Raw genomic sequence first — 2,026 nt, forward strand, 5'->3', positions numbered from 1 at the left:
CTTTATTGGTTATGGCTTACAACTAAATACGGTGTTACGCCATCAAAAATTAAAGTACTTTTAGAGTATTTTAAAACTGTTGAAGAAATATATTTTTCAAAAAACTTCAATAATATATACGGTTTGAGTGACAAAATAAAATCAAGTCTTGCAGACAAGGATTTATCCAAAGCAGAAAAAATACTTGAACAAACCGCAAAATTAAATCAGAAAATATTGGTTTACGACAGTGAAAGCTATCCGCAAATATTAAAGAATATATCAAGTCCGCCGTATGTCTTGTATGTACAGGGCAAGGTGTTGGAGCTTGATAAGGTGCTTACAATAGGCGTTGTGGGTACACGAAATTCGTCGGAATACGGACGTGTTGTGACGGATAGGATATGTCGCGAATTGGCACAATACGGTGCGGTGACTATCGGCGGACTGGCAAGAGGTATTGATACGGTCGGTGCGTGGGCAACACTGGATGTCGGCGGAGTGGCAGTCGGTGTTGTCGGCAACGGACTTGATATAGTGTATCCGTCGGAAAATGTTGAACTTGTCAAAGCAATTACCGAAAAAGGTTGTATAATATCAGAATACGCACCCGGTACACCGCCTGTAAGAAATCATTTTCCTGCAAGGAACAGAATTATAGCGGGACTGTCACGCGGAATACTCGTAACGGAAGCACCGGAAAAGAGCGGTGCGCTTATAACAGCAAAATATGCACTTGAAAATGACAGAGATGTATTTGCGGTACCGAGAAATATTACAGATACAAATTCCTTGGGAACGAACAAAATCATTCAACAGGGTGCAAAACTGATAAACGGCGCAGCGGATATAATAAGCGAATATCCGTATGCCGAAAAAGTTATACCTAAAAAGGTAAAAAGTGAGCCGATACAAAAAACTGTTGATGACAGTAAATACAGCAAACTAAATGAATTTGAAAAACAGATAATAGATATATTAAAGAAAAGCGATATGCAGATAGATGAACTTTCAAGGGAACTGAAAAGAAACGTAAGCGAAATAAATACAAAGCTTATAATGCTTGAAGTCAAGGGATTGGTTAAGAAACTTCCCGGAAGTAAATATCAACTGAAATTATAGATACGGAGGAAATTATATGGCAACGAAAAAGCTGTTAATAGTGGAGTCACCGGCGAAAGCGGGGACAATAAAAAAATATCTTGGCAAGGACTATACAGTTATGGCGTCTATGGGGCATATAATCGACCTTCCGAAAAGTCAAATGGGTATAGACTTTGAAAATGATTACACACCGAAATATATAACAATACGCGGTAAAGGACAGCTGCTTACACAACTGAAAAAAGAGGCTAAAAAAGCAGATGTAGTTTATCTCGCAACTGACCCGGACCGCGAGGGTGAGGCAATAAGCTGGCATTTGGCGGAGGCACTTAAAATAGACCCTGAGTCAAATTGCCGTGTAACGTTTAACGAAATTACAAAAACAGCCGTTAAGGCGGCAATAAAACAGCCGAGAAAGATTGATATGGACCTTGTTGACGCACAACAGGCAAGACGTGTGCTTGACAGAATTGTGGGTTATACAATCAGTCCTATTCTTTGGGAAAAGGTTAAAAGAGGACTTAGTGCCGGTCGTGTACAGTCTGTTGCGACAAAGCTTATATGTGACAGGGAAGAAGAAATCGAAAACTTTACTCCTCAGGAATATTGGTCAATCGAAACGGTTTTGAATGATCCGAAAAGTAAAAAGGATTTTAATGCAAAATATTACGGTGAAAAGGGCAAAGAAGTAAAGCTAAACAATGCCGAAGAAACAAAGAAAGTTTCGGACGCAATAGCAAATGCCGATTTTGTTATAGAAAAGGTTAAAAGAGGTCAGCAAAAGCGTAATCCTCAACCGCCGTTTACGACAAGTACTCTGCAGCAGGACGCGTCAAGAAAGTATAATTTCCAAGCGGCAAAAACAATGCAGATTGCACAAACTCTTTACGAAGGTATTAACCTCGGCGGAAAGATAGGAACAATAGGTCTTATAACGTATATG

General features: G+C 39.5%; 2 protein-coding genes. Both read left to right on the forward strand.

The genetic code is table 11. The features are described 5' to 3' along the window. On the forward strand, positions 1-1,101 hold a 1,101-nt coding region (gene dprA / locus ACLTU0_RS11775; RefSeq protein WP_412322631.1), incomplete at its 5' end, for a DNA-processing protein DprA. Positions 1,102-1,117: 16 nt separating this feature from the next. Beyond that, positions 1,118-2,026: DNA topoisomerase (locus ACLTU0_RS11780; protein WP_412322632.1), on the forward strand; the 909-nt coding region annotated here is incomplete at its 3' end.

It is taken from the genome of Hominilimicola sp. (assembly GCF_046972485.1).
GTDB lineage: Bacteria > Bacillota > Clostridia > UBA1381 > UBA1381 > Hominilimicola > Hominilimicola fabiformis.